Genomic DNA, 22,174 nt, shown 5'->3' with positions numbered 1-22,174 from the left:
TCTACGTTGCCAGACCGCGGGCCGCGCGACAATGCTCTGCCGTATTGACCCCCGCGCCGACGCGTGCTGATATGGCCGCATCCAAGCACGGAGGTGGGTCATGGCCGATCTGAAGGCTGCGTTCGAACAGGCTGCAGTCGCGATCAAGGGGCTGACGGAGAAACCGGACAACGACACCCTGCTGCGCCTGTACGCGCTGTACAAGCAGGGCAGCGAGGGCGATGTCAGTGGGCCCAAGCCGGGATTCTTCGATTTCGTCGCCACCGCCAAATACGAGGCCTGGAGCAAGCTTGCGGGCACCGACCAGGCGCAGGCGATGCAGAAGTACATCGATCTGGTGAAGAAACTGACGAGCTGATCGGGGCGTTTCCGTGGCCAGGCAAACCCGCCAGCGCATCCTCGATGCTTCGCTTGCGATGTTCAACGCGCAGGGCGAGCCGAACGTCACCACCAACCACATCGCCGACGAGCTGGAGATCAGCCCGGGCAACCTGTATTACCACTTCCGCAACAAGGACGACATCATCGAGCAGCTGTTCGCGGGCTACGAGGCGCGGATGGATGCGGCGTTGGCGGCACCCGAGGGTCGGCTGCCGGGGCTGGAGGATGTCTGGCTGCAGCTGCACCTCGTCTTCGAGTGCATCTGGGATTACCGCTTCCTGTACCGCGACCTGGTCGATATCCTGACCCGCAACCGGCGCCTGCGGATGCGCTTTGCACGCATCCTCAAACGTGCCGACGAGCGCGCCCATGCGGTCCTGCGCGGCCTGCTGCAGGCCGGCATCCTGCGTGCGTCGGTGGCGGAAATGAACGCGGCCGCCACCAATATCCTGGTGATCGCGACGTTCTGGATGAACTACGCGGCGGCACGCGGTGACCACGACGAGCGTGCCTCGATCCGTGACGGCATCGTGCAGGTGATGATGTCGATCTCACCCTTCCTGCGCGATGCCGAGCGCGTCCACCTCAACACCCTGACCCGCGCCTATCTCGACTGACTGGGTGCGGGGGGGCGGATCAGCGGGCAGCCGCAGCCTTCCTGCGTGCAACCGGCTTGCGCGCGGCGCTGCGACCGGTGCGGGTCTTGGTGGTCGCCGCCTTGCGGCGTTCGGCATGCTTGGCGCCGAGCTTGAGCCCGACCCGCTCGGCGAGCGGCGCGATCCCGGCCTGCACGGTGCGGCCGATCGGGCAGAGGAACGGCTGAATCCGATCATTCAGGCCTTCGATGCCGGCGCGGGCGGTGGTGTCGAATTGACGCATGGCATCGCGTGCGTCGGCGCTGGCGACGTTCATGCGCAGGCCAGCCTGGTGCAGGGCGCCGGCGATGCCACGTCGTGCGACCACCAAGCCGCCCAGCGCGGCCAGCCACACGTGGCGGGGGTTGACATCGAGGATTTCGTTGCGGGGAGCGCGGGTCGTTGCGTTCTTGCGGGCAGCCATGGCGGACTCCTGGGTGGGAAACTGGGGACAGCATGCCGCCTCGATGTCGAGCTTTCACACTACCGTCGCGCTTGCCATCGCGCCTTCGAGGCCCGATGCTCGCAGGGCACACAGACCGCTGGAGATACCCTGACATGGCTGCGAAAAAATCCGCTGGGTGGGCCGCCTTCCCGCATGACGCAAAAGCCTTCCAGTTCGCTGGCGACGCGCTGAAGAAGGCATGGCCGAAGTTGCATGCCGGTGATTGCGAGCCGTACCCCGATGCCAAGCACGCGGCAGCACTGCTCAAGGCCGCGGGCAAGGCGGCACCCAAGCTCGATGCCGATGCGCTGGCGGCGGCGTTGCAGGATGCGTGGCGTGCGTTCCATCGCGGCGACTTCCAGCAGGCCTTCGAGGCCGGGGAGGCGTTGGGTCCGGTCGGTGCGTCGGTGGCGGTGAAGGCGCTGGGGATCCATGCGACCTATCTGGTCGAGGATGAGGACGAGCGCCTGCGTCGGCATGAGCTGGGCGGCAAGCTCGCCGAAGCAGCGGTCAAGGCCTTGCCGGACGAGGCCAACAGCCACTACCGGCATGCGTTTGCACTCGGGCGCTATAGCCAGGGTATTTCGATCGCCAAGGCACTCAAGCTCGGCATCGCCGGCAAGGTGCGTGCGTCGCTGGATACAGCGCTGGAACTGGCGCCAAAGCATGCCGAGGCGCACATGGCGCTGGCGCTCTACCACGCCGAGATCGTCGGCAAGATCGGCGCGATGATCGGTGGTCTGACCTACGGTGCAAAGGCGTCCGAGGCGGACAAGCACATCCGCGAGGCGCTCAAACTCACGCCGGCATCGCCGATTGCCCATGTCGAACACGGCAACCTGCTGCTGCTCTTGGATGCGCGCCGCAACGAGGATGCCGCCGCCGAAGCCTACGAGAAGGCGGGCAAGTGCAAGCCGCTGGATGCGATGGAGACGCTGGACGCGGCCTGGGCGCGCGCGCAGATCGAGGATTGATCGCGCGGCCGCCGTTGGTGCCATGCATTAACGGCGGACCGGCGTTGGCCTCAATACGCGCGGCAGTGGGTGAAGCGCACCGGCTTGTCGCTGCCTTCCGGTGGTTGCAGTTGGATGCGCGATGCCGCCAGTTCCGGGTACTGTTCCAGCAGCGGGCAGATGTCGTTCATCGGATCTGCATTCGGGGAGGACAGGTACACCATCAGGGTGGACTGGCTGGACCACAGGGCGCGGCTGACCCCGAACAGGGTGGCGACCGCATTGGCTGCTTCCTTGCGACGCTGGTCCAATTCACGGAAGTCGGTGGGAACGCCGGATTGGGGGTTCTGGGCGTTGCTGGCCGCCGCTGGCTCAGCAGCCTGGGGTGCCGAGGTCACCGGCGTGGGCGCGACGGCGACGGCAGGATCGGTGTTTCCGTTGTTTGCAGAGGGCAGGACCGCGTCCACCGCGACGAAGGCGATTGCGCCGGCAAGCGCAGCGCCGAGCCAAGCGAAGGCGATCGTCTTGGGCGGAGTCGTCGGTGTCGGAGCAGCAGCTGGTGCGTCGGGATGGGCAACGTAGGGTCGCACTTCCGGCCACAGGGTTTCGCCATCGATGAGTTCCACGTCATGCTGGGCCACGACCTCGGCAACCCCGCCGTCGAATTTACCCGGGGTCACCACGATGACTCGCCGGGCCCCGCGCAGGGATGCATGGCTGGCTGCGGCGGCAACGATCTGGCTGGCAACCGTCGAGCCGGAGCCGTACTGGCAGGACAGCAGCGCGCGCTGGCCGTCGCGTTCGAGCAGGATGTCGCTGCCGTCGCTGGGAATGCCGTCGGGTGGATCGTCCGGTCCGATCACCGGACGGTAGCCGCGGCCGTGCATGGCCTGCAGGACCAAGCGTGCAAATTCGCGCCAGCGCAGATGCGAAAGCTGGTCGGCGCCGCGACGCTGCGGTTCGATCTGGCTGCCTCCGTGTTGGCTGCGGAGCCACAGGGTCAGGCCGATTCCGGCCGAAATGAAGACGAGCAAGGCAATCAGGACAGGCATCATGCGGAAATGGCAGCGTTGAATTGGGCGCAACTATACCGCGACGGGGCTTGCTTGGGCCGTAATTCAGGGTCTTCGTCGCTGAAGTCAGAACGGCCATCCCGGTCGGCTTGGCCGGGATGGCGGGTGCCTCTGGACGTGGTCAGGCTTGGACAGGCATCCGACTCGCGTCAAGCCGGGAAGCCACTTTATCCCTGACCGTGGGTCAGTCCGACTTGCCGGTCTTGGCGACTTTCGTGGTCTTTCCGGCCGGTTTTGCCTTGGTTGGTTTCGGCTTGACCGAGCTGGCTTTTTTCGTCGCGGCAGGCCGGGCCACCTTGGCGGATTTGCCCGCGGCGGGTTTGGTCACGGATGCGCCGCGTTGCTTCAGGGTGGCGGTCAGGCGCTCCACGCGCTCGGTGAGTGCATTGAGATCGTCACGACCGGGCACGCCGAGCTTGACCAGCGCACGCTGGACGCGTTCTTCGAACACCTTCTCCAGCTTGTCCCAAGTGTCGGCCGCACGCTCCTTGGCCTGGCCGACGCGGTCTTCCATCGCGCCTTTCACTCCATGGACACGGTTGCCGGCAAAACGCCGGGCGGTCTGCTCCAGCGACAGGCCGTCGCGGACCAGACTCTCGAACAGGCGGCTGCCTTCGGCTTGGGCACGGTTGAACGCGCCCATCCCGGCCAGCCAGATCTGCTGGGCGGACTCGGTGATCGAGCGGCTCTGGCGCGCGGCTTCGGACTGCGCAGCGGATTGGTTGGCTCCTGACGAGGTCTTGCCTGCGGATTTCTTGAGTTTTGCCATGGCGGTTTTCCCGACGTCGAGACGACGCATGAGGTGGATGGATTGCGGCACAGCATCCGCCGGTTGTCTAGAGTTTTCACACCACGCCGTGGCGCAGGGAATGCTCGAGGTCGTCGAGGTTGCGCGCGAGTTGGGCGGTGGTCGGGGTCCTGCGTACACCGGGAGGCAGGGCGTCGAGCAGGGATCGTCCGCTGTCGGCGAGTACCTCGTCATTCAGGCTGATGCCGTGCTGAGCCAGCACCGGCTCGAAGGCATCCCGTCGGTTGCGCAGGTCATCCAGGGTATTGCGGTAGCCGAGTTGGGAGATTCGCCGGCGTGCAGAGAAGCTGAAGATGTTGGTGTAGAACAGGTCGCGATCGATCGGATTGGGCTCGAACACGATTTGGTCGATGTGCGGGTAGCGTTCCGGATAGCGTGCAAGACCGACCTGCATGCGCGATTGCAGCATGGTGCGCAGGGTTTGTGAGAGCACCCCCGGCAAGCCCCCTTGGGCGATCCGGCGGTCACCGAAGCGGTGAGATCGGGCGTCGTGGGTCGGGTTGAACGGCACCAACGGGTTGATGCCGAGCAGCAGGTCGACGCCTCGGTCGAGCAGGACCGAGGCGTGCATGGTGCGGCGCAGGGCGCCGTCGACGAAGTGTCGGCCGCGCAGTTCGACCGGCGGATACAAGCCGGGCAAGGCCGAGCTGGCCTGCACTGCGCGGGAGATCGGCACGTCCTCCCAGTCGGGCCCGCCAAAACAGGTGGTTGCGCTGCTGTCGAGGTCGACCGCGATCACGAACAGCTTGCGCTTGAGGGTCCGGAAATCGTTGCTGCGGCCGTTGCGGCTGAACAATTCGCACAGGAAATGCTCCACCGGCGCATTGTCGAACAGGCCGGTCGGAATCAGTCCCCCGAGCCGGTTGAGGACTTCCGACCAGCGCGAGCCGGTTTCCGGCGCGACCAGGTCGTGCAATAACCGCATGCCCTGTTCCGGGATCGCGGCAGCACGCTTGAGGTATTCCCGGAATGCCGGCTGCAGGAAGATCTCCGGCCGAAAATCCGCGTCCGAACATTCCCCCTTGAGGAAGATCCGGCACAGCTCGGCGGTGTCCATGCGGTTAGCGAGGCCGGCTGCGAAAAACGCGCCGGAACTGACCCCGACATAGCCATCGAGGCGGGTGAGGTCGAGGCCATCGCAGGCTTCCTCGAGCGCGCGCAGCACGCCCAATTCGTACATCGCCCCGATCGGGCCGCCGCCAGCAATGGCCAGGCCGATGCGTGAGCGGCGCCTCCCGTGGCCAGGAACACGGGCGGAGTGAATCGAAAGCATGTCTTGGCCTCGTGGACTGGACTGGACGAGTGTAGCGGACCCCGGCGTGCAGCAAGCACCGGGGCGCCTCAACGCTGGCCGAAGGCCAGTAGGGCGGTCAGGCCTGCGGCGAGCAGCACGGCAGCCACCAGCAGCCACGGAATCCTGCTGATCCAGCCGTGTTGGGGGGGCGCTGGTGGGGTATCCACTTCGGGATGTGAGCGCGGCGGCACCGAAGTCGGCGGTGCTTCCAGCACGAAGCGGTGTTCGAGGCTGAACACGATCTGGTCGCCGCCGTGCAGCACGGCATCGCGGACCGGCTGGCCATTGACCTGGACATCCCCGGCGGCTGCGTGCAGCAGCACTTGGCCATTGCGTTCCTCGATCACGGCGTGTTGCGGATGGATGCCATGGCCTTCGATGTGCAGGCTTGCGTCTGCCGCGCTGCCGATCCGGCAGGGCTGCCCAAGGCTCACGCTGCGTCCATGGTGGCGGCCGCCGATGCCACGCAGCACGAGCCGCACGCTGGCTGCAGGATCCTGTGGTGGAGCGGAGTCGAGCGGGTGCCCGGTATCGGCAGTGGCGAGCACAAGCAGCTTGCGGCCGTCGACGTGGATGCTGTCGCCAGCACGAAGCATGGCAAGTTGCTGGATCGGACGTCCATTCACGTGGACTCCGTGTTGTCCTTCCGCAACCGCCATCCAGATTCCACGGCGGTCATTGCTTAACTGCAATAACCAAGGCGCACCATTGACCGTCGGTGCAAGGCCTCCGCCGTTGCGGCCGATCGACTGGACTCCGACCCCCAGGGCCAGGTCGGGTTGGCTGTCGTCGCAGAACTGCAGTAACGGTTGGCTCATCGCGGTCAATCTAGCAGGTTGCGTGCGGGCTGGGTCGGGATATGCCCAAGTGTGAAGACGATCACCCTCCATCCAGGCGTTGTCAGCCGGTCATCCATCGCTGGCGGGAACCACTGAATTGATCAAATGCGCCTTGGGCAGTCAGGACCATGCTGAACAAGTCCCTCCTGGACGTGTCAGCACACGCAGCGTCCGGCGCATGCCCGGACGCCGCTCACGCGGATCAATCACGTCGGTGATCGATCCGTGGCCGGCCATCCATGGTCGGCAGGCAACGCCGACCAAGCGTGGCCTTGGGCATTCCCGGGCGACTGCGCTGCAGTCTGGGGGGCTTCTGTGTACTTGCATCGGGCTGTTAGCATGGCCGAAGGCGCATGGGGTTGGCCTTGCGTCGCATTTTCCACCCATGTTTCGGACTCCCATGTCACGCATCGATATACGACATCGTCATTCCCTGTCCCGGGCCAGGGCGCGTGAAGCTGTGGACGAGGTGGCGGCGAAGCTCGCGGAACGTTTCGGGATCGAATACGGATGGGACGGCGATGTCCTGAATTTTTCGCGCCCGGGGGTGGATGGGCACATCGAACTGGAGAAGGACGCACTGAACGTGCGTGCGAAGCTGGGCTTCTTCGCGGCGATGTTCAAGGATCCGATCGAGGCTGAAATCCGCCGCGTACTGGACGATCGGTTCTAGGACCATGCTGACCAAGTCCCTCCTGGACGTGTCAGCACACGCTGCGTCCGGTGCATGCCCGGACGCAGCGCACGCGGATCAATCACTTCGGTGATCGATCCACGGCCGACCATTCATGGTCGGCAGGCAACGCCGACTCAATCAGCGTTTCCCTGGGCAATCCCTTTCGCCATGGGGTGTCCCGCCTCTGGGGCGCCGAATCCTGCCGGGTCTTTGAGCCGCCGGCTGGTTGGTTTTGCGGGCCGTTGGCGCGTGCGATTCTATGCCGATGACCGGTCGTCATCTGCCGGCCGTGGCGTTGGGGCCACGCAGACGTGCTGCACTGCGGCATACTGCGGGATTCCGGAGCCACCAATTCCCCCCCCATGATGCGCGCCTACAATTTCAGTCCAGGTCCGGCCACCCTGCCTGAAGCGGTCCTGCGTCAAGCGCAGGATGAACTGCTGGATTACCGCGGCTGCGGCGCCTCGATCCTTGAAATCAGCCATCGCGGCGCCGATTTCCTGGCGGTGGCGCGGCAGGCCGAAGCTGACCTGCGCACCCTACTGTCGATCCCCGACGACTACGCGGTGATCTTCACCGCTGGCGGCGCGACCACCGTGCAGGCGCTGCTGCCGCTCAATTTCGCCGCGGCGGGGCAGGCTTGTGACTATGTGGTCAGCGGCCACTGGGGCAAGACTGCGCTCAAGCAGGCTGCGCCTTGCGTGGATGCACGGATCGCGGCCAGCAGCGAAGCCGGCGGCTTCCATGATCTGCCAGGACGCGCACAGTGGCGGCTTTCAGCCGATGCTGCCTATGTCCATGTCACTGCCAATGAAACCATCCACGGCGTGGAATGGCGGGATATTCCCGAAGCTGGCGATGCCCCGCTGATCGCCGATTTCAGTTCCTCGATCGCCTCCGAGCCGCTGGATATCCGCAAGTTCGGCATCGTCTACGCCGGTGCGCAGAAGAACCTCGGCCCGGTCGGCATCACCGTCCTGATCGTGCGCCGCGATCTTCTGCAACGCGACGGCCAGCCGCGCGCGCCGATCCTCGATTACCGCGCGCAGGACAAGGCGGAGTCGATGCTCAACACGCCGCCGAGCTGGAATTGGTATGTGCTGGGCCTGACTGTGCAGTGGATGCTGGCGGAAGGCGGGGTGGAAGAATTCGCCCGTCGCAATGCCCGCAAGGCCGCGCTGCTGTATGCCGCCATTGACGGCTCCGGTGGCTATTACCGCAACGAGGTGACCGCGGCTGCGCGTTCACGCATGAACGTGCCGTTCTTCCTCCACGATCCGGCGCTGGACACGGCCTTCCTTGCGGAAGCCAAGGCCGCCGGATTGGTGGCCTTGAAAGGCCATCGCGTGCTCGGCGGCATGCGCGCTTCGCTCTATAACGCCATGCCGGAAGCCGGCGTGCAGGCCTTGGTCGATTTCATGCAGGAGTTCCGGAAAGCCCATGGCTAAGAAAAAAGGCAAGTCGCCAGACGCACCCAACTCGTCATCCCCGCGCAAGCGGGGATCCAAGGACGTTGGTGCGGTTGAGGCAATGTCCATGGACTCCCGCTTGCGCGGGAGTGACGAACGAAAGAAGCCGTCGGCAAGCGAGGCCAAGCCCGATCTCTCGCAGGTCCGTGCGCAGATCGACGGCATCGACCAACAGATCCAGAGCCTGATCGCCGAGCGCGCACGCTGGGCGCACCAGGTCGGCAAGGCCAAGGGCAAGCTGGCGGCGGCGGTGGACTACTACCGCCCCGAGCGCGAGGCCCAGGTGCTGCGACGGGTGGTGGATCGCAATGCCGGCCCGCTCTCGGACGAGGTCCTTGTGCGGCTGTTCCGCGAGGTGATGTCGGCCTGCCTCGCCCAGCAGGAGCCGCTGAAAATCGGCTACCTCGGCCCCGAAGGCACCTTCAGCCAGCAGGCGGTGCACAAGCATTTCGGCCATTCCGCGCACGGCCTGCCGCTGGCCAGCATCGAGGAAGTGTTCCAGGAAGTGGCGGCGGGACACGCCGATTTCGGCGTGGTGCCGGTGGAAAATTCCGGGCAGGGCACGATCCAGGTGACCTTGGACATGTTCCTGAGCTCGCCGCTGCGCATCTGCGGCGAGGTCGAGCTGCGCGTGCACCAATACCTGCTGTCGCGCAGCGGCCACATCGAGGACGTCGAGCGCATCTTCGGTCATCCACAGGCACTGGCACAGACCGCGGGCTGGCTGCGCACCAACTTGCCGGGGGTGGAAAAATTGCCGGTGGCCAGCAATGCCGAAGGCGCACGCCGTGCGCGTAATTCCGACGACGCCGCGGCGATTGCTGGCGAATCGGCCGCACTGGTGTACGGGCTGAAAAAGATCGCAGGCCCGATCGAGGACCGCAGCGACAACACCACGCGCTTCCTGGTCATCGGGCGGCAGCCGTTCCCGCCGTCCGGCAATGACCGCACCTCCCTGCTGGTGTTCATCCGTGACCGCCCGGGCGCGCTGTATGGCGTGCTGGAACCGCTGGCGCGGCGTGGCATCAGCATGAACCGGATCGAATCGCGTCCGGAGCACGGCCATCGTTGGCAGTACGCCTTCTTCATCGACGTGGCGGGCCATTGCGATGAGGCGCCGCTCAAGGATGCGCTGGACGAGATCGGTGGATTGGGCGATGAGGTGCGGGTGCTGGGCTCCTACCCGGTAGCGATCACGTGATCGACTTCGTTGCGCTCGCCCAGCCGGGGATCCGTGGCCTGCGTGCCTACGATCCCGGTCACGATCTGGTTGCCCTGCGTCGTGCCGTGGGCTCGGCGAGGCTGGTGGAACTGGGTTCGAATGAGAACCCCTACGGCGCCAGCCCCAAGGCCAGGCAGGCGGTGGTCGATGCACTGGCCAGTCTGCACATCTATCCCGATCCGCTGGGTGGTGATCTCAAGCAGGCGCTGGCCGCCAAGCACGGTGTCGAGACCGCGCAGCTGCTGCTGGGCAATGGCTCGCACGAACTGCTGATGCAGTTCGCGCAGGTGTTTGCCGGAGCGGGCAACGAGGTGGTGGCATCGCAGTTTGGATTTGCCGTGTATGCGCTGGCGGCGCAGGCGGCCGGCGCGACGCTGCGGTTGGCATCGGCCAATGCGCGTGACCACGCGATGCCGCGCGGCCACGATCTGGATGCGCTGTTGTCTGCGATCACGCCGCGCACCAAGCTGGTGTACCTCGCCAACCCGAACAACCCCACCGGCACCTGGTATGGCCGTGACGCGTTCGCCGGATTCCTCGCGCAGGTGCCGCCGAACGTGCTGGTGGTGGTGGACGAAGCGTATGCAGAACTGGTCGATGCGCCTGACTACGCCAGCGCCTTGGACCTGCTCGCGCAGTATCCGAACCTGATCGTCACCCGCACTTTCAGCAAGGCCTATGCGCTGGCCGGCTTGCGGGTGGGCTACGCGGTGGCACATCCGGCCTGCATCGCCGTGATGGAGCGCGTGCGCGAAAGTTTCAACGTCAATGCCTTGGGCCTGGCGGCGGCGCAGGCGGCGTTGGCCGATACGGTGCATTTGCAGGCCACGGCGGCGGCCAATGTCGTGCAGCGGCATGCCCTGGCCGATGCGCTGCGCGACCGGGGTCTATGGGTCTGCCCATCGCAGACGAATTTCCTGCTGGTGGAATTCGGTGCCGGGACTGACTGGATCGAAGCCGCCTTGGTCGCGAGCGGAATCATCCTGCGGCCGATGGGGGGCTACGGTTTGGGCGATTGCCTGCGCATCACCGTGGGCACGGCGGAAGAGAATGCCCGCCTGCTGGCGGCGCTGGACGAGGTGCAGGCGTGAGCGGTCGAATGGATTGGCGTGCTGGCGCTGGCAGCGCATTGCACGGGAGCGTGTCGATCCCGGGTGACAAATCGGTCTCGCACCGCGCGATCATGCTGGCTGCGCTGGCCGATGGGGTGTCCACGATTGACGGGTTCCTCGAAGGCGAGGACACACGCGCCACCGCTGCGATTTTTTCCAACATGGGCGTGCGTATCGACACGCCATCACCATCGCGCCGGATCGTGCATGGCGTCGGCATCGACGGGCTGCACGCACCCGTGGCACCGCTGGACTGTGGCAATGCCGGCACCGGCATGCGCTTGCTGGCCGGACTGCTGGCTGCGCAACGCTTTGATTCGACCCTGACCGGCGATGACTCGCTGCGCAAACGCCCGATGCGAAGGGTTACCGATCCGTTGGCGGCGATGGGCGCGTGGATCGACGCCAGCGACGGTGGCCTGCCGCCGCTGCACATCCATGGCGGGCGGCAGTTGCATGGCGCGCGGCACGCGCTGGATGTCGCCAGCGCACAGGTCAAGTCGGCGTTGCTGCTGGCGGGTTTGTACGCGCAGGGGGACACGGAAGTGGTCGAGCCGCACCCGACCCGTGATTACACGGAGCGCATGCTGGCTGCATTCGATGTCGATCTCGAATTTTCGCCCGGTTACGCACGTCTGCGCGGCGGCCAGCGCCTGCGTGCGACCGACGTGGTGGTGCCGGCGGATTTTTCCTCGGCGGCATTCTTCCTGGTCGCGGCCAGCATCGTGCCCGGTTCCGATCTTTGCTTGCGCGCCGTGGGGCTGAATCCCCGTCGCACCGGCCTGCTGCACGTGTTGCGGCACATGGGCGCGGATATCGAGGAAGTGAACGCCAGCCACTGTGGCGGTGAACCCGTCGCCGACCTGCGCGTGCGCCACGCGCAACTGCGCGGGATCGAGGTGTCCGAGGCCCTGGTGCCGGACATGATCGACGAATTCCCGGCCCTGTTCGTTGCCGCGGCCTGTGCCGAAGGCCCCACCGTTGTGCGCGGTGCCGCCGAACTTCGGGTGAAGGAATCGGATCGAATTGCCGTGATGGCTGAAGGCCTGCGGGCAACGGGCATCCAGGTCGATGAAACACCCGATGGTGCGACGATCCATCCGGCCCCATTGCGTGGCGGCATCGTGCACAGCCATGCCGACCACCGCATCGCGATGGCGTTTGCGGTGGCGGCGCAAGTTGCAACGGGCGAGATCCACATTTGCGACGTGGCCAATGTGGCGACCTCGTTCCCGGGCTTCGATGCGCTGGCGCGCGAGGCAGGCTTCAACCTGACGTGAATTTCGAGGAGGTTGTTCGCTTCTGGACGGGGTTGGAACCTGATGTCGCCAATGATCGGTGCCACATCGCGAAGGGAACCGTCCTGCGCCAGCATTCGCGACCGACCCCGATGGATCGCGACGGCTTTTTCGATCCAAGCGCGGCAGGCCGGGCAGCGCGTCGCTGAGGTCGCCGCGTCACGCCATGGCCTTGCCGCCTTTGCAGCGCACCACGACCTTGAAGCGGTGATGAGTAATTTGGCGCGTCCCTGCGCCACGCATCCCTGCGTCGATTCCGTGTCTCGTTTCAGTCGCTGGTCACGGCCACGCCGCGGTCGCCATCCTTGCCGCAGTCGTCGATGTCGGATTGGGTCATGGTGGCGTAGGGCTTGAACTCGGGCAGGGAGGCGGCCAACTGGTTCTGGGTGGCCAGCAGCGGTGGCAGTCGATTGCAGAGCAGCTTGGCCTGGGCTTCGATCTTCTTGCCCTCCGCCTCCATCCGCGCCTCGAAGTTCCTCTGGCCCTGATCGCCGCCGAAGATGGCCTCGCCCACGCCCTGCAGGGCTTTGCCGGCAATGTCGGCACCCTGCGTGCCAATCGCCATGCCGGCCTCGGCGATGCCGATGATCTGGTTGCGGTAGGTCAGCAGTTGCTGGCGTTGGTCGGCGTTGATGGTCACCGGCTTTCCGGCGATCAGCAGGTCGCCTTGCGGAGTGATTTCCGCCTTGGGCAGGTTGTCGCCTGGACTGGAGACGCGATGGCCGTTGACGTTGATCTGGACGCCGTTATTCAGCGCGAGGTTGTTCTCGCGCAATTCCTTGCGCGCCGCGTCCATCGCGCGGTCCACCTGCTCGCCGATGAAGCTGCGGTTGGCCGGTTGGCCGGCTTGTGCGGCAGGCGTGGAACCCGGCGTCGAGGCAGGTTGACTGCAGGCACTCAGGCTGATCGAAGCGAGCAGGGCGAGGGCGAGAATGCGATGACGGTTCATGATGGCGCTTCCTGAAGAATGGAGTGGGTTCGGGATCAACCTTCGTCGCGCCAGCGGCGCAGGCGAATGGCGGCGATGATCATGGCGATGCCTGCGATGACGCCGACCCACAGTTGCGGCGTGGCCATGACCGAGTACATGCCTTTGAGGACGGCCATATGGTCGAGTGAGGCGTCGGTTCGCGTTTGCAGCATGGTCGGATTCATTTCGAACATCCAGGTGCCCGGGAACACGCCGCCCAGTACATGCGCGACCACGTTCTTCCAGATCCAGCTGCTGCCGAGGTTGAAGACACTCATCAGGTCGAACCAGCTGACGAGGACGCCGGCGAACACCGGAATCATGATCGCCCACAGGAACGGCTTGCTCTTGGCCCAGGCCGAGCACAGCATCAGCCAACCGACGCTGGGCAGTGCCCACAGGGCGTAGATCGGCAGCGCCGCGATCGCCACGCCGGCATTGGCCAGCAGGTTGCCAGGGTTCCACAGCAGGGTGAACGGGTTGGCACCGTGGATCAGCACGAACACGCTGAGCAGCAACAGGTAGGCCACCATGCACAGGATGCCGATTGCGGTGGCGATGGCCGGGGCGATCAGCAATGCGCTGGCGAGCTTCGAGAGTACGGTGTCGCGGTCGGAGACCGGCAGCGATTTCCAGAACAGCACGCTGCGGTCCTTGCGTTCGTCGAACAGGCTGCCGAGGCAGTAGAAGAACACCACGAAACCCAGCACCAGCAGCGGCCAGAACATCGCGGTGGCGGTGCTCATGGTGATGCCATGGCTCAGCTGCGCCATGTCCTCGGGACTCATCTGCGAGGTCAACGCGCCGAGGTCGAGGCCATTGATCGTGGTCTTGCCGTTGATGTGGAGGCCGTTGTGGCTGCGCAGCACGTATTCGGCCATGCCCAGCGCCATCAGGGTGAACAGCAGCGAGATGGCGGAGGCCCAGATCGGTGCCCAGAAAAAGCCGCCCTTGTGCTCCCAGAATTCGCGCTTGAGCAGCAGCTTGAGCTTGTGGGTGGAATGCGTCACGGCCGGACGGGCCGGGGCGCGGTCGGCGGTGTCGATGACGGCGTTCATGCGTAGCTCCCTTTCATGGTGGCGACGAACAGGTCGGCGAGACCCGGCGTGCGGGTTTCGCCCAGTTCGGCCAAGCGGGCCGGGTCGGCCCCGTCGAACAGCATCACGGTCTTGCCGAACGGCAGGCTGCGCTCGTCCTTGGGCTTGAGCGCGCGTGCGGCGTCGAGCTTGTCTGCATCCACCAGCACCTCGGCATAGCGCTCGCCGAGCGTGTCCATGGCGGCATCGAGCACGACCTTGCCGTGCTGGATGAACATCACATCGGTGAGGATGTGTTCGATCTCCTCGACCTGGTGGGTGGTGACGAGGATGGTTTTATCCTCGTCGAAATAGTCCTCCAGCAGGCGCTGGTAGAACTGCTTGCGGTAGAGGATGTCGAGGCCGAGGGTCGGCTCGTCCAGCACCAGCAATTTGGCGTCGATCGCCATGACCAGGGCCAGGTGCAGTTGCACGATCATGCCCTTGGACATCTCGTTCACTTTCTGCTTTGGCTTGAGCTGGGTGCCCTTGAGGAACTCGCGGCAGCGGGCGGCATCAAAGCGCGGATGCACGCCGGCCACGAATTCGATGGCTTGATCGACGGTGATCCAGCGCGGCAGCACGGCGACGTCGGCGATGAAGCAGACGTCATTCATCAGCGCGTCACGTTCGGTACGTGGGTCCTTGCCCAGCACCTTCATCTCACCGTCGAACGGGATCAGGCCGAGGATGGCCTTGAGCGCGGTGGTCTTGCCGGCGCCATTGGGCCCGATCAGGCCGACGATGCGGCCGGTGGGGATGGTGAAATCGGCGCCGTCGAGGGCGAGGCTGTTCTTGTACGCCTTGCGCAGCCCCTTGGCGGTGACAACGGCTGAGTTGGTGCTGGTGCTCATTTCGGCCCCCACTTGTGTTTCGGGTCTAGGAGTTCTTCGACGGACAGACCCAGCCGTTGGATGCGTTCCTGGATCTGCGGCCATTCCTCATTGAGGAAGCGTTCGCGCTCGCTGGAGCGCAGTCGCTTGGTCGCGCCATCGGTGACGAACATGCCGAGGCCGCGGCGCTTCTCCACCAATTGCTCGTCAGCGAGCTCCTGATAGGCGCGCGAGACGGTGATCGGGTTAAGTTGGTACTCGGCGGCGACTTGCCGAACCGAGGGCAGGGCTTCGCCGGGTTTGAGCAGGCCGTCGAGCATCATCGCCACGACGCGTTCCTTGAGTTGCCGGTAGATCGGAGCGCCATCGCTCCATTCGATGGTGGTCATGGCTCACCCCAGGGGCTGGAAGGAGAAGAACGGCATTTGCAGCGAATGCAACTGACGCCGTATGGCAGAGCGGCGAGTCGGCGTGGTCGAGCCGGCGGCACGGAGGGGCGCAGCAGACAACGCTTGGCGGTCATGGACAGCCTGGCCCGGATTCGGATCTGCTGCAGCGGAAAACGCTGCAAGGACACTGGCGACCAAGGTGGCCAAGGCCAGCAAGGCCAGGGTCGGGCGGGTGTTGGGTCGGTGTTTCATGGAGGGATCTCCGTGGCCACGAATCTGGTGTTGTAGGCAAGTATAACACTACATTTCGAATGGTCAAGCCCCGAAACACCCAACTAAAGACATGGTCTGCGCCGGTTCAGGATTGCCCGAAGCATGTCCAACAAGGACAATAGGGCCTGCGGGGCGGACGCCCCGGGCTGCCGTTGGAGATCTGGATGAACCTGCTTACGCGCATTCTCGGCGCGCTGCTCGCGGCTGCGCTGTTTGCGGGCGTTGCACTTGCTCAAGACGCTGCGCCTGCCAGTGAACGCGATAAGGTTGGATACCTGAAGGGCCTGGACGCGGGACGTGCAATCGGGCCCGGTTTGCAGGACCTGGATGAAGCTGCGTTCGTGCGTGGGATGGAAAATGCGATGGCGGGTGGATCGCCCTTGGTTCCCGAACAGGAGGCGCGCTCCGTCCTGCGCACGTTGATGGCCAGCATTGGGGCGCGTGCATCCGGCAAGCCGGCGGTTGTCGTGGACCGTACCAAGGCAGGGCTTGTCGTCGGTGGCAACATGGGGCAAACACTGGCGAATTTGCGCGGTGAATTCGATATGCCAATGTTCCTGCGCGGGCTGCATGATGGTGCAAACGCCCGGATCACGCCTGCGCTGTCGGCTGTCGAAATCGAGCGCGTGCGCACTGCCCTGGCGGCACGTGTTCAGGCTGCCGGTGTGACTGCGCGGGCAACCGAGCATGCAGCCGCACTGGAACGCGAACGGGTCTTCCTTGAGGGCAATCGCACGCAGCAGGGCGTGTTCGTCACCCCGAGCGGATTGCAGTACAAGGTGCTCCAGCAGGGGAACGGCATCCGGCCGCGCCCAGGCCAGCAAGTCCGCGTCAATTATCTCGGTGCCCTGCTCGACGGCACCAAGTTCGACAGTTCCTACGACCGTGGCCAACCTGCGTTGTTCAGTCTCGGCGATCTCATCCCGGGCTGGACCGAAGGCTTGGGGCTGATGCCGGTTGGAGCGAAATACCGCTTCTGGATCCCGTCCAGGCTTGGTTATGGCGAAACCGGCTCACCGCCGGCGATTCCACGCGATGCAACCCTGGTTTTCGACGTGGAACTGCTGGGCGTCGAATGAGTCCAACCTTTTTCCCGATCCATCCGGCACCCCCTGCCGGTCCTTTCCCGCACCCCGGAGCCACAGACCGATGAACCCGATCATCCGTACCACCGCGCTGACCGCAGCCATGCTGTTTGCGCTTGCCGCTTGCAAGGGCAGCGACAAGCCCGTTTCCACGGGGCCGAGCGGTGCCAATGCCAATGGCGCCACTGCTGGGGCGAACCAATACCCTGGCTTGCCCACCGAAAAGGAACAGATCAGCTACACCATTGGCATGGCGATGGGCAAGCAGCTCACCGAGATCAAGGACGAGATCGACATCAATACCGTCATCAAGGCGCTGAAGACCCAGATGAGCGGTGGCCGCGCTCTTCTCACCGACGCGCAAGCCCAGCAGATCATGCAGGCGTTCGGGCAGAAGATGCAGGCCCGGCAGATCCAGCAGATGATGGAGCAGGCCCGCGCCAACCAGGAGAAGGGCGAGAAGTTCCTCACCGAAAACGGGAAGAAGCCGGGCGTCGTCACCACCGCTTCGGGACTGCAGTACCAGATCCTCACCCAGGGCAACGGGCCCAAGCCCGGCGCGCAGGATGGTGTCAAGGTCAACTACGTCGGCACCTTGCTCGACGGCACCAAGTTCGACAGCTCCTATGACCGCGGCGAACCGGCGACCATGCCGCTGGCGGGCGTGATCCCGGGTTGGGCTGAAGGCCTGCAGCAGATGCCGACCGGCAGCAAGTTCCGTTTCTGGATCCCGGCACGCCTCGCCTACGGCGAAGACGCGCCGCCGACGATCGGCCCGAATCAGGTGCTGGTGTTCGAAGTCGAATTGCTCGAGGTCATCAAGCGGCCGCCCGGTGCTCCCGCGGACGTGCCCGCTGCTGCTCCTGCCGCTGCTCCTGCCGCTGCACCTGCCGCTGCACCTGCTGCACCGGCTGCTGCACCGGCGCACTGACGCAGATGGCCACCGCCGCGCGTCGTCATGACGTGCGGTGGCCTGGTCAGGAGTGGGTATGGTCGATCCTGCGAGATTGTCCAGCATCCCGTTGCAGGACTGGCGAAATCAGCCGGTGCGGGCTTGGACCGCCAGACTGTGTCGAGTTGCATTCGTGATGGGGCCTTCTCCCATCGTTTGATCGGGAGTTCGAATCCATGCGTGTTTGTATTTTCGGCACCGGCTATGTCGGATTGGTCACCGGAACCTGCCTGGCCGAGGTGGGCCATGAGGTGCTGTGCGTGGATGTGGACGCGGCCAAGGTCGAAGGCTTGAACACGGGCATCGTGCCGATCTACGAGCCAGGCCTGACGCCGATGGTGCAGGCCAATCACGCCGCCGGTCGCTTGCGGTTCACCACCGATGCCGCTGCTGGCGTCGCCCACGGTGAAGTGATCTTCGTCGCGGTGGGCACGCCTCCAGATGAGGATGGCAGCGCCGACCTGAAATACGTGCTGGCGGTGGCCGCGACCATCGGCAAGCATCTCGGCCGGTCGGCGGTTGTGGTCGACAAATCCACCGTGCCGGTGGGTACCGCCGACAAGGTGAGCGCGACGATCGCGGCGGAACTGGCGGCGCGTGGTGTGGACATCGCCTTCGAGGTGGTCTCCAATCCGGAATTCCTGAAGGAAGGCGCCGCGGTCGAGGATTGCCTGCGTCCGGACCGGATCGTGATCGGCACCGACAGCCTCGACGCGCTGGACACCATGAAGCGCCTGTACGCGCCGTTCAATCGCAACCACGAGCGGATCGTGGCGATGGACGTGCGTTCGGCCGAGCTGACCAAGTACGCCGCCAACGCGATGCTGGCGACCAAGATCAGCTTCATGAACGAAATGTCGCGCATCGCCGAAGAGGTTGGGGCTGACGTGGAGCTGGTGCGCAAGGGAATAGGCTCGGATCCGCGCATCGGCTGGGGCTTCATCTATCCCGGTGCCGGCTACGGCGGTTCCTGCTTCCCCAAGGACGTGCAGGCGTTGGCGAAAACCGCCTTGCAGCACGGCGTACGCACGCGCCTGCTGGATGCCGTGGAAGCCGTCAACGACGCCCAGAAGAGCCATCTGTTCGAGCTGATGGTGCGTCATTACGGCAGCGTCAGCGCCATCCGCGGCAAGACCGTGGCGCTGTGGGGCCTGGCTTTCAAGCCGGATACCGACGACATGCGCGAGGCCTCCAGCCGACGCATGCTCGATCATCTCTGGGATGCCGGCGCCAAGGTGCGGGCGTTCGACCCCGAGGCCATCGGCGAGGCGAAGCGGATCTACGGCCAACGTGCCGATCTGGTGCTGTGTGATTCGTCCGCGGCGACGCTGGACGGGGCGGATGCCCTGATCGTGATCACCGAATGGAAGCAGTTCCGCAGCCCGGATTTCGGCGCGCTGAAGAACGCATTGGCCGACGCGGTGCTGTTCGATGGCCGCAACCTGTACCGTCCTGCCGAGGTCGAGGCGGCGGGCGTGGCCTATTACGGGATCGGGCGCGGGCGTTCGGTGCGCAAGGGTTGAGCGTGTCCGATCTCGAACAGCGGTTGATTGACCTGGAAACCCGCCTGACCTTCCAGGAGCAGGCGCTGCAGGAGTTGAGCGACGCGCTCGCCGCCGCGCGCGATACCGAATCGCGCAACGGGCTGCTGTTGCATCGCGCGCTGGAAGACCTGCGACAATTGCGCAGCGCGCTGGCCGCCAGCCCGATCACCGGCGACGCCGCCAGCGAACCGCCGCCACCGCATTACTGAGCCACTGCACCACGATGAGCAATTCCCTGCGCGACCAGCTGTTGGGGCTGGGTTTCAAGTCCGCTCCCAAGCCGCCGACACCGGCAAAACCCTCGCCGCGGTCGCACCTGCAAGCGCGCGGCCAACCCGGTGCCAGCGCCTCCGGCAAGCCACCGCGTGACGGTCGGCCGCGCCAGGATCGCAAGCTCAAGCCGCCGGGGGAGATCGACCTCGCCAAGGCCTTTGCCATTCGCGCGCAGAAGGAGAAGGACGAGCGCATCGAGGCCGAACGGATCAAGCAGGAAGACGCGCGCCAGCGCCGCGAGGCGCGCGCCAGGCTCGAGGTGTTCCTCAAGGACAAGGCGTTGAACGCCGCCGATGCCGAGCATGTGCGCCACTTCGACTACGGCGGCAAGATCAAGCGCGTGCACGTCACTGTCGACCAGCTCAAGGCACTCAACGCAGGCCAACTGGGCGTGGTGCAACTCAATGGTCGTTACCTGCTGGTGACGGCCGAGGTGCTGGCACAGGCCGAGGCTATCTTTGCGCCAGCGGTGGCATTGAAGGTGGACCCGAACGCGCTCGCCGCGGATGACCCGTATGCTGATCCGCAGTACCAGGTGCCTGACGATCTGATTTGGTAAGCCTGCGCCGCCCCTCACCCCAGCCCTCTCCCCGCCTGCGGGGAGAGGGGGCGAGTTCATGACGTCGTCGAGCCCATGGCACCGTCGAGTTCGCGGTGGAGCCGATCACGGTGAAGTCGAAACGTGGTTATTGGCTTTCCTTCTCCCCATCGCGGATGGGGAGAAGGTGGCGCACAGCGCCGGATGAGGGGCGCTTTTGATGTTCAGCGACCGGGCGCCAATGCGGCCGCTCACTCCGGATCGTAATCGAGGTTGAACGACAGCCAGCGTTCGGCCTGTTTCAGGTCCACACCCTTGCGCTTGGCGTAGTCCGCGACCTGTTCCTTGGTGACGCGGCCGACCACGAAGTACTTGCTGTCCGGATGGCTGAAATACAGCCCGGACACGCTGGATGCAGGATACATGGCGAAGTGGTCGGTCAGGATGACGCCCGTGTTCGCCGTCGATTCGAGCAGGTCGAAAATCACCCGTTTCTCGCTGTGCTCGGGGCAGGCCGGGTAGCCCGGGGCCGGGCGGATGCCGCGATAGGCCTCGGCGATCAGGGCCTCGTTGTCCAGGGTCTCGTCCGCGGCGTAGCCCCAGAACTCCGTGCGCACGCGCTGGTGCAGGCGTTCGGCGAAGGCTTCGGCAAGGCGGTCGGCCAGCGCCTTGAGCAGGATCACGCTGTAATCGTCGTGTTCCGCCTGCATGCGCTCGATATGCGGCTCGATGCCCAAGCCGGCGGTGACGGTGAACGCGCCGATCCAGTCCTGCTTGCCTGAGTCCTTCGGCGCGATGAAATCCGCGAGGCACAGGTTCGGGCGTTCGATCGGCTTGTCGGCCTGTTGGCGCAGGCAGCGAAGCCAGATTTTCCCCTCTCCCTCCGGGAGAGGGGCAGGGGTGAGGGTCCGGATGTGGGGCTTGGATGATTCGCGTTTCGTCCCCTCATCCGCCCTTCGGGCACCTTCTCCCGGAGGGAGAAGGGACAGTTCGATGTCGTCACCCACACTGTTGGCCGGCCAGAATTCGCAGACCGCTTTCGCCCGCAGCCATTTCTCGCCAACGATGCGCGCAAGCATCGCCCGTGCGTCCTTGTACAGCTCGCTGGCCTGGGCGCCAACCAACGGATCGGTCAGGATCGCCGGATACTTTCCGGCCAGCTCCCAGGTATTGAAGAACGGCGTCCAGTCGATGCACTCGACCAACTCGGCGAGCGGATAGTCATCAAACACATGCCGACCGGGCTGCAGGGGCGCGGGCGGCGTGTAGTTGGCCCAGTCGCCGCGGAATCGGCGTTCACGCGCCTGTTCCAGGGTCACCAATTTCTGTGGATTGCCGCGCAGCCGATGGCGCTCGCGGATTTCCACGTATTCGTCGTTGGCGGCGTTCAGGACGGTGTCACGCTGTTCCAGCGACATCAGCGACTGCGCCACGCCGACCGCGCGCGAGGCGTCCTTGACCCAGAGCGTGCGCGTTTCGTAATTCGGTGAAATTTTCAGTGCGGTATGCGCGCGCGAGGTGGTGGCGCCGCCGATCAGCAGCGGCGTGGTGAAGCCCTGCACGCGCATCTCGCGGGCGACGTGGGTCATCTCTTCCAGCGAAGGCGTGATCAGCCCGGACACGCCGATCATGTCGGCGTTCTCGGCCTTGGCGGTATCGAGGATCTTTTGTGCCGGCACCATTACCCCGAGGTCGATCACCTCGAAGTTGTTGCAGGCCAGCACGACGCCCACGATATTTTTGCCGATGTCGTGCACATCGCCCTTGACCGTGGCCATCACGATCTTGCCATTGCTCTTGGGCGCATCGCCGCTGCGTGCCTTCTCGGCTTCGATGAAGGGCAGCAGCCAGGCCACCGCCTTCTTCATCACCCGCGCCGACTTGACCACCTGCGGCAGGAACATCCGGCCGGCGCCAAACAGGTCGCCGACGACTCCCATGCCGTCCATCAACGGCCCCTCGATCACCGCCAGCGGACGACCATACTGCGCCAGCGCCTCGGCGGTGTCCTCGTCGATGAACCGGTCGATCCCCTT

The 22,174-nt window shown here is 65.1% G+C and carries 24 protein-coding genes; 13 read left to right on the top strand and 11 right to left on the bottom strand.

Annotated elements, in window-relative coordinates; translation table 11 throughout:
• The first annotated feature begins 100 nt into the window (after positions 1-100).
• On the top strand, positions 101-358 hold the full coding sequence (locus IT472_RS07670; protein WP_297180536.1) for an acyl-CoA-binding protein: 258 nt from the start codon (positions 101-103) through the stop codon (positions 356-358).
• Positions 359-371: 13 nt separating this feature from the next.
• Complete coding sequence (locus IT472_RS07665) at positions 372-998, top strand: TetR/AcrR family transcriptional regulator (protein ID WP_297180534.1); 627 nt, start codon at positions 372-374, stop codon at positions 996-998.
• Between the two features lie 19 nt (positions 999-1,017).
• Here the strand turns inward: IT472_RS07665 and IT472_RS07660 are convergent, their stop codons facing one another.
• A complete protein-coding gene (locus IT472_RS07660; RefSeq protein WP_297180533.1) occupies positions 1,018-1,440 on the bottom strand; it encodes a hypothetical protein in 423 nt (140 codons plus the stop codon).
• A gap of 134 nt (positions 1,441-1,574) precedes the next feature.
• Between IT472_RS07660 and IT472_RS07655 the strand changes: the two genes are divergently transcribed.
• The gene (locus IT472_RS07655) at positions 1,575-2,435 is read left to right on the top strand and encodes a hypothetical protein (protein ID WP_297180531.1); all 861 of its coding nucleotides are present in this window, start codon (positions 1,575-1,577) and stop codon (positions 2,433-2,435) included.
• A gap of 50 nt (positions 2,436-2,485) precedes the next feature.
• Here IT472_RS07655 and IT472_RS07650 read toward each other — a convergent pair whose 3' ends face one another.
• From IT472_RS07650 to IT472_RS07635, 4 genes are all read right to left on the bottom strand, one after another.
• Complete coding sequence (locus IT472_RS07650) at positions 2,486-3,469, bottom strand: restriction endonuclease (protein ID WP_297180529.1); 984 nt, start codon at positions 3,467-3,469, stop codon at positions 2,486-2,488.
• A gap of 202 nt (positions 3,470-3,671) precedes the next feature.
• Positions 3,672-4,286 (bottom strand): phasin family protein, encoded by a 615-nt coding sequence (locus IT472_RS07645; protein WP_297180527.1) that lies wholly within the window; start codon positions 4,284-4,286, stop codon positions 3,672-3,674.
• A gap of 46 nt (positions 4,287-4,332) precedes the next feature.
• Positions 4,333-5,568, bottom strand: a complete 1,236-nt coding sequence (locus tag IT472_RS07640; protein ID WP_297180526.1) for a patatin-like phospholipase family protein — start codon at positions 5,566-5,568, stop codon at positions 4,333-4,335.
• Between the two features lie 68 nt (positions 5,569-5,636).
• Positions 5,637-6,407 carry an FHA domain-containing protein gene (locus IT472_RS07635; RefSeq protein ID WP_297180524.1) on the bottom strand — a complete coding sequence of 257 codons (771 nt, stop codon included), beginning with the start codon at positions 6,405-6,407 and terminating at the stop codon, positions 5,637-5,639.
• 421 nt (positions 6,408-6,828) lie between these two features.
• On the opposite strand from IT472_RS07635, the gene IT472_RS07630 reads away from it, so the two are divergent.
• The 5 genes from IT472_RS07630 (at position 6,829) to aroA (ending at position 12,187) form a co-directional block, all read left to right on the top strand.
• Complete coding sequence (locus tag IT472_RS07630) at positions 6,829-7,101, top strand: polyhydroxyalkanoic acid system family protein (RefSeq protein ID WP_297180522.1); 273 nt, start codon at positions 6,829-6,831, stop codon at positions 7,099-7,101.
• Positions 7,102-7,466: 365 nt separating this feature from the next.
• A complete protein-coding gene (gene serC, locus IT472_RS07625; RefSeq protein ID WP_297180520.1) occupies positions 7,467-8,552 on the top strand; it encodes a 3-phosphoserine/phosphohydroxythreonine transaminase in 1,086 nt (361 codons plus the stop codon).
• Between the two features lie 88 nt (positions 8,553-8,640).
• Positions 8,641-9,774 (top strand): prephenate dehydratase, encoded by a 1,134-nt coding sequence (gene pheA, locus IT472_RS07620; protein WP_297180518.1) that lies wholly within the window; start codon positions 8,641-8,643, stop codon positions 9,772-9,774.
• Positions 9,771-10,886 (top strand): histidinol-phosphate transaminase, encoded by a 1,116-nt coding sequence (gene hisC / locus IT472_RS07615; RefSeq protein WP_297180516.1) that lies wholly within the window; start codon positions 9,771-9,773, stop codon positions 10,884-10,886. Before pheA ends, hisC begins: the two co-directional genes overlap by 4 nt.
• Before the next feature lie 8 nt (positions 10,887-10,894).
• Positions 10,895-12,187: a 3-phosphoshikimate 1-carboxyvinyltransferase gene (aroA, locus tag IT472_RS07610; RefSeq protein WP_297180514.1), complete on the top strand. Its 1,293-nt coding sequence runs from the start codon at positions 10,895-10,897 to the stop codon at positions 12,185-12,187.
• Positions 12,188-12,473: 286 nt separating this feature from the next.
• Here the strand turns inward: aroA and IT472_RS07605 are convergent, their stop codons facing one another.
• The 5 genes from IT472_RS07605 to IT472_RS07585 are packed head-to-tail and all read right to left on the bottom strand — an operon-like array spanning position 12,474 to position 15,725.
• On the bottom strand, positions 12,474-13,154 hold the full coding sequence (locus IT472_RS07605) for a DUF2884 family protein (RefSeq protein ID WP_297180512.1): 681 nt from the start codon (positions 13,152-13,154) through the stop codon (positions 12,474-12,476).
• Between the two features lie 35 nt (positions 13,155-13,189).
• The gene (locus tag IT472_RS07600) at positions 13,190-14,233 is read right to left on the bottom strand and encodes a hypothetical protein (RefSeq protein WP_297180511.1); all 1,044 of its coding nucleotides are present in this window, start codon (positions 14,231-14,233) and stop codon (positions 13,190-13,192) included.
• Complete coding sequence (locus tag IT472_RS07595; RefSeq protein ID WP_297180509.1) at positions 14,230-15,105, bottom strand: ABC transporter ATP-binding protein; 876 nt, start codon at positions 15,103-15,105, stop codon at positions 14,230-14,232. The genes IT472_RS07600 and IT472_RS07595 overlap by 4 nt, the downstream gene beginning before the upstream one ends.
• Positions 15,102-15,473 (bottom strand): GntR family transcriptional regulator, encoded by a 372-nt coding sequence (locus IT472_RS07590; protein ID WP_297180507.1) that lies wholly within the window; start codon positions 15,471-15,473, stop codon positions 15,102-15,104. The genes IT472_RS07595 and IT472_RS07590 overlap by 4 nt, the downstream gene beginning before the upstream one ends.
• Before the next feature lie 3 nt (positions 15,474-15,476).
• Positions 15,477-15,725, bottom strand: coding sequence for a hypothetical protein (locus IT472_RS07585; protein WP_297180506.1), 249 nt, complete (start codon positions 15,723-15,725; stop codon positions 15,477-15,479).
• A gap of 185 nt (positions 15,726-15,910) precedes the next feature.
• Here IT472_RS07585 and IT472_RS07580 point away from each other — a divergent pair, with 185 nt between their 5' ends.
• The 5 genes from IT472_RS07580 to IT472_RS07560 all read left to right on the top strand — a co-directional run bounded on the left by IT472_RS07580 (position 15,911) and on the right by IT472_RS07560 (position 20,159).
• On the top strand, positions 15,911-16,825 hold the full coding sequence (locus tag IT472_RS07580; RefSeq protein WP_297180504.1) for an FKBP-type peptidyl-prolyl cis-trans isomerase: 915 nt from the start codon (positions 15,911-15,913) through the stop codon (positions 16,823-16,825).
• Between the two features lie 70 nt (positions 16,826-16,895).
• Entirely contained in the window at positions 16,896-17,762 is an 867-nt protein-coding gene (locus IT472_RS07575; RefSeq protein ID WP_297180502.1) for an FKBP-type peptidyl-prolyl cis-trans isomerase, read from the top strand.
• A 197-nt stretch (positions 17,763-17,959) separates the two neighbouring features.
• Entirely contained in the window at positions 17,960-19,306 is a 1,347-nt protein-coding gene (locus IT472_RS07570) for a UDP-glucose/GDP-mannose dehydrogenase family protein (protein WP_297180500.1), read from the top strand.
• Between the two features lie 2 nt (positions 19,307-19,308).
• Complete coding sequence (locus IT472_RS07565; protein WP_297180499.1) at positions 19,309-19,536, top strand: SlyX family protein; 228 nt, start codon at positions 19,309-19,311, stop codon at positions 19,534-19,536.
• Positions 19,537-19,550: 14 nt separating this feature from the next.
• A complete protein-coding gene (locus IT472_RS07560; protein ID WP_343231820.1) occupies positions 19,551-20,159 on the top strand; it encodes a DUF2058 family protein in 609 nt (202 codons plus the stop codon).
• Positions 20,160-20,389: 230 nt separating this feature from the next.
• Here IT472_RS07560 and IT472_RS07555 read toward each other — a convergent pair.
• Positions 20,390-22,174, bottom strand: a 1,785-nt coding sequence (locus IT472_RS07555) for a vitamin B12 dependent-methionine synthase activation domain-containing protein (protein WP_297180497.1), incomplete at its 5' end; no start/stop codon positions are given.

The organism is Thermomonas sp. (assembly GCF_020850895.1).
Classification (GTDB): domain Bacteria; phylum Pseudomonadota; class Gammaproteobacteria; order Xanthomonadales; family Xanthomonadaceae; genus Thermomonas.
The sequence above is the reverse complement of the archived record's forward strand: the minus strand, read 5'-3'. Positions and strand labels throughout refer to the sequence as shown.